This window comes from Methanobrevibacter sp., from assembly GCF_017431965.1.
GTDB lineage: Archaea > Methanobacteriota > Methanobacteria > Methanobacteriales > Methanobacteriaceae > Methanocatella.
This window is the reverse complement of record NZ_JAFRKB010000076.1, coordinates 1-5,504: the sequence shown is the minus strand read 5'-3', so window position 1 is coordinate 5,504 and position 5,504 is coordinate 1. Positions and strand designations below refer to the sequence as shown.

10 protein-coding genes are annotated in these 5,504 nt (G+C 33.8%); 3 read left to right on the top strand and 7 right to left on the bottom strand.

Features of this window, described 5'->3' with window-relative positions:
* The coding region (uppS, locus tag IJI93_RS10435) for a polyprenyl diphosphate synthase (protein WP_292822720.1) at window positions 1-712 on the top strand (712 nt) is incomplete at its 5' end.
* Window positions 713-715: 3 nt separating this feature from the next.
* The gene (locus tag IJI93_RS10430; RefSeq protein WP_292815054.1) at window positions 716-1,477 is read left to right on the top strand and encodes a TatD family hydrolase; all 762 of its coding nucleotides are present in this window, start codon (window positions 716-718) and stop codon (window positions 1,475-1,477) included.
* Here IJI93_RS10430 and IJI93_RS10425 read toward each other — a convergent pair.
* The 5 genes from IJI93_RS10425 to IJI93_RS10405 are packed head-to-tail and all read right to left on the bottom strand — an operon-like array spanning window position 1,474 to window position 3,451.
* Window positions 1,474-1,842 carry a hypothetical protein gene (locus IJI93_RS10425; protein WP_292815057.1) on the bottom strand — a complete coding sequence of 123 codons (369 nt, stop codon included), beginning with the start codon at window positions 1,840-1,842 and terminating at the stop codon, window positions 1,474-1,476. The genes IJI93_RS10430 and IJI93_RS10425 overlap by 4 nt on opposite strands.
* Window positions 1,843-2,166, bottom strand: a complete 324-nt coding sequence (locus IJI93_RS10420) for a hypothetical protein (RefSeq protein WP_292815060.1) — start codon at window positions 2,164-2,166, stop codon at window positions 1,843-1,845.
* Window positions 2,159-2,545 carry a carboxymuconolactone decarboxylase family protein gene (locus IJI93_RS10415; protein ID WP_292815062.1) on the bottom strand — a complete coding sequence of 129 codons (387 nt, stop codon included), beginning with the start codon at window positions 2,543-2,545 and terminating at the stop codon, window positions 2,159-2,161. The genes IJI93_RS10420 and IJI93_RS10415 overlap by 8 nt, the downstream gene beginning before the upstream one ends.
* A 16-nt stretch (window positions 2,546-2,561) precedes the next feature.
* Complete coding sequence (locus IJI93_RS10410) at window positions 2,562-3,059, bottom strand: hypothetical protein (protein ID WP_292815065.1); 498 nt, start codon at window positions 3,057-3,059, stop codon at window positions 2,562-2,564.
* Window positions 3,056-3,451, bottom strand: a complete 396-nt coding sequence (locus IJI93_RS10405) for a hypothetical protein (protein ID WP_292815068.1) — start codon at window positions 3,449-3,451, stop codon at window positions 3,056-3,058. Before IJI93_RS10405 ends, IJI93_RS10410 begins: the two co-directional genes overlap by 4 nt.
* A gap of 95 nt (window positions 3,452-3,546) precedes the next feature.
* Here IJI93_RS10405 and cobM point away from each other — a divergent pair, with 95 nt between their 5' ends.
* Entirely contained in the window at window positions 3,547-4,299 is a 753-nt protein-coding gene (cobM, locus tag IJI93_RS10400) for a precorrin-4 C(11)-methyltransferase (protein WP_292815071.1), read from the top strand.
* A 25-nt stretch (window positions 4,300-4,324) separates the two neighbouring features.
* Here cobM and IJI93_RS10395 read toward each other — a convergent pair whose 3' ends face one another.
* Window positions 4,325-4,864 carry a zinc ribbon domain-containing protein gene (locus IJI93_RS10395; protein WP_292815073.1) on the bottom strand — a complete coding sequence of 180 codons (540 nt, stop codon included), beginning with the start codon at window positions 4,862-4,864 and terminating at the stop codon, window positions 4,325-4,327.
* 17 nt (window positions 4,865-4,881) lie between these two features.
* Window positions 4,882-5,504, bottom strand: a 623-nt coding sequence (locus IJI93_RS10390; RefSeq protein ID WP_292822718.1) for a methionine synthase, incomplete at its 5' end; no start/stop codon positions are given.

Sequence of the window (5,504 nt, the reverse complement as noted above, 5' to 3'; positions counted from 1 at the left end):
GGTTCCAGAAAAGATGCCAAAACATGTGGCAATAATTATGGACGGAAACAGAAGATATTCCAAACTTCAAGGCAATGTCGATGTATTAAAAGGCCATGAAATGGGAGTTGACACTTTAGAAAACGTTCTGGACTGGAGTGTCGAACTTGGAATAGAAATAGTAACTGCCTATGCTTTTTCAACAGAAAACTTCAACAGATCAAAACACGAAGTCGACGGACTGATGAGACTGTTTGTAATTAACTTCAAACGATTGGTTGACCATGAAAAAATTCATAAAAACGAAGTAAGAGTGAAAGTTGTAGGTAGAACAGAATTATTACCTGATGACGTGAGAGAAGCTATAAGAGAAGCGGAAGAAGCAACCGCACACTACAACAAAAGATTATTCAATCTTGCAATAGGATATGACGGCCGGCTGGAAATCATTGATTCATTTAAAAAGATTATAGAAGACGTTCAGGCAGGCAAAATCACAATAGATGATGTTGATGAAGACCTTGTAAGCAAAAACCTCTATACTGAAGGATTAGATGATCCAAACCTCATTATCAGAACCAGCGGTGAGGAACGTTTAAGCGGATTTTTACTTTGGCAGTCTTCATACTCCGAGTTGTATTTTTGTGAAACATTATGGCCAGAACTTAGAAAAGTTGATTTTATAAGAGCAATCAGGTCTTATCAGGCAAGGGACAGAAGATTTGGAGTATAAAATATGATAGATACTCATTGCCACATTGATTTTGAAGATTTTGACAGCGACCGTGAAGATGTAATCGCAAGAGCAAAAGACAAACTTGACTGCATTATTGCATCAGGTTTCAGTAAAGACAGTAATCAGGATGTTTTAAAACTTTCAAAAGAATATGAAGGTTTTATTTATCCTACTTTTGGTTTTCATCCAGTAAGCTCACAGAACTGCACATCTGAAGAATTGGATGATGCGCATAATCATTTGATTGAAAATTTAGACAACATTGTTGCTGTTGGGGAAGTCGGGATGGATTACTATTACGTTACAGACAAGGCTCTGCGTGAAAGGCAAAAAGAAATCTTCACCAGTTTTTTAGATATTGCAAATGAGTATAAAGTTCCTATTGTAATGCATGTTAGGGACTGTGAGAAAAAAGCTGTAAACATTATCCAGGATTATGATAATATCCCTTATTTTGTTTTCCATTGCTATGGAGGCAGTTTCAAAACTGCAAAAAGAATAATGGATATGGATAATGCATATATGAGTTTTTCTACAATGCTTTGTTATTCAAAACAGCACCAGGATTTAATTGAAAAGATAGACCTGGATTATATTTTAACTGAAACCGACAGCCCATATCTTGCTATGACTAAAGATGAGAGAAACGAACCGGTTAATGTCGTTAATGCAGTTTATAAAATAGCTGAAATAAAAAAAGTTGATGTCAGTGCTGTTGATGAAGTGACCACCAGCAATGCACGTAACATATTTAAAATTTAGAAATGAAGAGTGAAATTCAAATTAATCAGGACATCCCTATTTTCTTTAACAGCTTCAATTTCCAGTTCAAAATCTGTAAGATCCTGCATCACCAAATTGACTAAATGCCAATCAAGAAGCGAATCATTCAGAAATATTGTAAACTGATTTTGGTTAATGACAACACCTTTTCTGCAGAACAGTTTAAATGCATAGAAATACAGTTCCAATCTAAAAATCAAATCCTCTTTATCACCGTTTCCATTGATGAAATATTCCTTTAAATCTTCCTGTAGAATTTTACCTTCATCACCTACATCAGCTTTGAAAGTCTCCATTTCCTTTAAATCTTCCATCAGTTGCTTTTTTTCTTCATCACTATACATCTAATCACTTAACCTAAATTTCAATTTCAAAATGTTGTATGGGTTAGACATGAAAGTTATCTGGAATTTATCAAAAGTTTCATCCAATTTTTTTAGAAGTGAAAATTCCAAATCATCCGGAATAACATATAATATGAATGAGTCATCGTCAATTTCTACACCCAAATCCTCCTGAAGAGGTACCTTCAACTCACTTATGAATACATATTTGTACACAATTAATTCATAATCGTTTACCTGCTTATTAGTTCTTATAATGTCTGCCAGTTGTTCCTGTAATTTCAAAGCTATTGTGTCAAATGTTTTCTCAGTAATTCTAATCACCGGTTAATGGAAGTAAGTCTTTTTCTTCAAACACCTCTTTTGCGCCAACCATCGCATTAATTGCTTTTGGAAAACCGCAATAAGCACTCATCTGCATGATTATCTCAACAATTTCGGTTGGAGTATTTCCAACATTTAAAGCTGCAGAGATATGGTCTTTAAGCTGAGGTATTGTTCCTAAAACTGTCAGAGCCGCAACAGTACATAACTCACGAGTTTTTAAATCGACTTCAGGGCGAGTATATATTTCAGAATATGGGAATTCCAAAACAAATCTTGACAAATCCGGAGCAACATCTTCCAAATCTTTAAAAATTTCTTCAACAGTTCTATTTTGAATACCTTCCAAAACTTCTTTTCCTTTTTCATATCTAGACATACTATAATCTATATCCCTAAACCCATTTAACATTAGCTGTTGTGAAAACATAATGTGGAGAAAAAACCGGATTGTATAATTTGTTCGTTGCAGAGGTTGTATTAAAACTGACTGCAAGAGCTTTTCTTAAATTATAGTTAATTCTATCACCAATCGAAACCTGCTGCTTTTTGGAAAACTCCTTTGTAGAGGTAACATAAACCTTAAACTGAATCTCCTTTTTTCCGTAATTGTTATCATAACCCAATTCATAATAAGTTACATTAACTATTTCAACCGAATATGGTATTAACAAATCTGATTTTGATGTTTCATAATCGTTGAATGTCTGTTTGGGATAAATTGCAACTGAAGACGTTCCAATACCTTCATTAGCACCGTTTCTTGCAGCAGCCATTGCTGTATTCAATTCACTTTCATCTGCAATAAATACTGCTGAAATCATTAGAATCAATATTAAAACACCTGCAAGCAGCAAATATTCCCCGCTAACCTGTCCGGAATTGCCGATCATGTTATCACAATTTTTCCTTCACCATTTTTGGTGACTGTATAACTTTTTCCGCTGTGTAATTTATATTTTGAATCGAAATTTGAAAGCGGAAGCAAAATTTCTCCCTTTTTACCATCATAATCTATAGTTATCTTACCGTTTTCAGCAGTAATTTCATAATATCCCTTATCGGAAGGCAGATAAATTATTTTGGAGTATCCTTCGCCATTGGAATTGACCTGACTTATTGAGTTTGAAACATCATCCAGAATAAGTCTATGTGAAACACTATCTTCAATATTGAAACTTGATTCTATTGTTGATTGAATAAAAAATAACAATGAAACAGATATTATTAAAATAACAAAGATTGTAAACAAATATTCTATTGAAATAAAACCTTTATTGTCCATGTTTTTTAGTTATTTTAATTATTAATAAAGTTTATATGATTAAAAATCAATTTTGACACATAATTATTAATAGAACTTGAAATAAAAATTTAATCATGAAAGGAAAAGTTATTTTCATTGGTGCAGGTCCGGGAGATCCTGATTTAATAACAGTTAAAGGAAGAAGAGTAATTGAAAAAGCTGATGTAATTATTTATGCAGGTTCACTAGTAAATAAAGATGTTTTAAGCCCTGCAAAAGAGGATTGTGAAATTCACAACAGTGCTTATTTAAATTTGGAAGAAACTGACGGGATAATTACTGAAGCCGTTAACGAAGGAAAATTAGTTGCACGTGTCCATACAGGGGACCCTTCAATTTACGGTGCTATAGGCGAACAGATTCGTGAACTAAAAAAACATGACATTGAATATGAAATTATTCCAGGAGTAAGTTCATTGTTTGGAACAGCAAGTGTTTTGGAAGCTGAATTGACACTTCCTGAAATTTCACAAAGTGTAATTATTACTCGTCCTGAAGGTAGAACTCCAAAGCCTGCTGGAGAAAGCCTGGCTAGCTTTTCAAAACATCATGCAACAATGTGTATCTTTTTGGGAATAGGTATGATTGATAAAGTTGTAGATGAATTGCTTGAAGGTTACGAAGAAACCACTCCAGTTGCAGTTGTCAAAAAGGCAACCTGGCCAGACCAACAAATAATTAGAGGAACCCTCAAGGATATTGCACAAAAAGTAAAAGATGCCAATATTACAAAGACTGCAATGATTGTAGTGGGAGATGTGTTAGACCCTGGTGATTTTAATGCATCCAAGCTATATGACAAAAACTTTAAACATGAATATCGATAGGGAATTATTTTTCCCTTAACTTTTTTTAAACTATGCCAAGAACTTTAACATCACCAAAAGCATCATAATTTGAAACATATATCATACATACCTCATCTTTCAGGCCAAAAACAAAAGAATAGCTATTTTCGTCATGCTTTTGATAATATCCTGAATATCCAAACATTTTTGTTGGGGTTCCGCCTATACTGGCTGCAACCTCGTTACTGTTTATACCCGAACCTGGCATTCTGGTAACACCTATTTCAATGTAATTTTTATCATTGCTCCATCCCATAGCAGACGATTTGACACCCTCATCAACACTTACTTCAGTTCTGGATGGTTCATTAACGTAATCAGATGGAATTTCAAATTCCACATTGTCAACTTTAACAGTTTGGGTTTGGCTAGTAATAATCATAGCAGACAAAACAATAGTGCCAAAAATTAAAATAATTACAATAATAATAAGATATTTGTTAAAAAAAGGTTTGTTTTTGCCTGGAACCTTTTCACCGCAGTTCTGGCAAAATTGAGCATTTTCTTTTAATTTTTCGCCACATTTTCGACAGTGTTCATCCATGGCAAACCCTCAAAAGATTAACTGTATTTATCTTTGATTTCATTCATCAATTTTAATTTTTCAAAAGCAACATTTTTTGGAGCCCTTCTAAGTCCGCAATCAGGATCAAGAAGCAGATTATCTTTTCCAACTATTTCAATAGCTTTTGTGACTAACTCTTCAATGTCATTAATGTCATCGACTTCATTTACTGATGAGTCAACACATCCAAATCCTAATTTTTTATCAGCAATCAATGAGGCATTTTTTTCTAAAACACCTAAATTAACGTTATTTCCTGCAAATTCAAAGTCAAGAATGTCCACGTTGAATTTTGAAATATCCTTAAATGCATCTTTCAAGATACCACAAACATGCATTCCCAAAGGCACTTCAAGACCATCCTTAATAATTCCAATGGCTTCACGTGCTGTTTTCATATCTACCATACCTGTAGATAAAAACGGCTCATCCACCTGAATATAAATAGGGTCTACTTTTTTGGCAATGGCATCCACTTCAAATTTTAGGCTGTGTGCCAAATCGATGATTGCATCTTCCTTGGTTTTATAAAAAGACTGTATTCTTGATGAGTGGACAATGGTATTTGGACCTGTAATAATTCCCTTTATTCCTTTATCTTCAGGATTTTTACCACCAT

What these genes read in the sequence shown, in the direction of transcription:
- cobM (WP_292815071.1), top strand. Translation starts at nt 3,547, where the DNA reads ATGAAAGGAAAAGTTATTTTCATTGGTGCAGGTCCGGGAGATCCTGAT.
- IJI93_RS10395 (WP_292815073.1), bottom strand. Translation starts at nt 4,864, where the DNA reads ATGGATGAACACTGTCGAAAATGTGGCGAAAAATTAAAAGAAAATGCT.
- IJI93_RS10415 (WP_292815062.1), bottom strand. Translation starts at nt 2,545, where the DNA reads ATGTCTAGATATGAAAAAGGAAAAGAAGTTTTGGAAGGTATTCAAAAT.
- IJI93_RS10425 (WP_292815057.1), bottom strand. Translation starts at nt 1,842, where the DNA reads ATGTATAGTGATGAAGAAAAAAAGCAACTGATGGAAGATTTAAAGGAA.
- IJI93_RS10410 (WP_292815065.1), bottom strand. Translation starts at nt 3,059, where the DNA reads ATGATCGGCAATTCCGGACAGGTTAGCGGGGAATATTTGCTGCTTGCA.
- IJI93_RS10405 (WP_292815068.1), bottom strand. Translation starts at nt 3,451, where the DNA reads ATGGACAATAAAGGTTTTATTTCAATAGAATATTTGTTTACAATCTTT.
- IJI93_RS10430 (WP_292815054.1), top strand. Translation starts at nt 716, where the DNA reads ATGATAGATACTCATTGCCACATTGATTTTGAAGATTTTGACAGCGAC.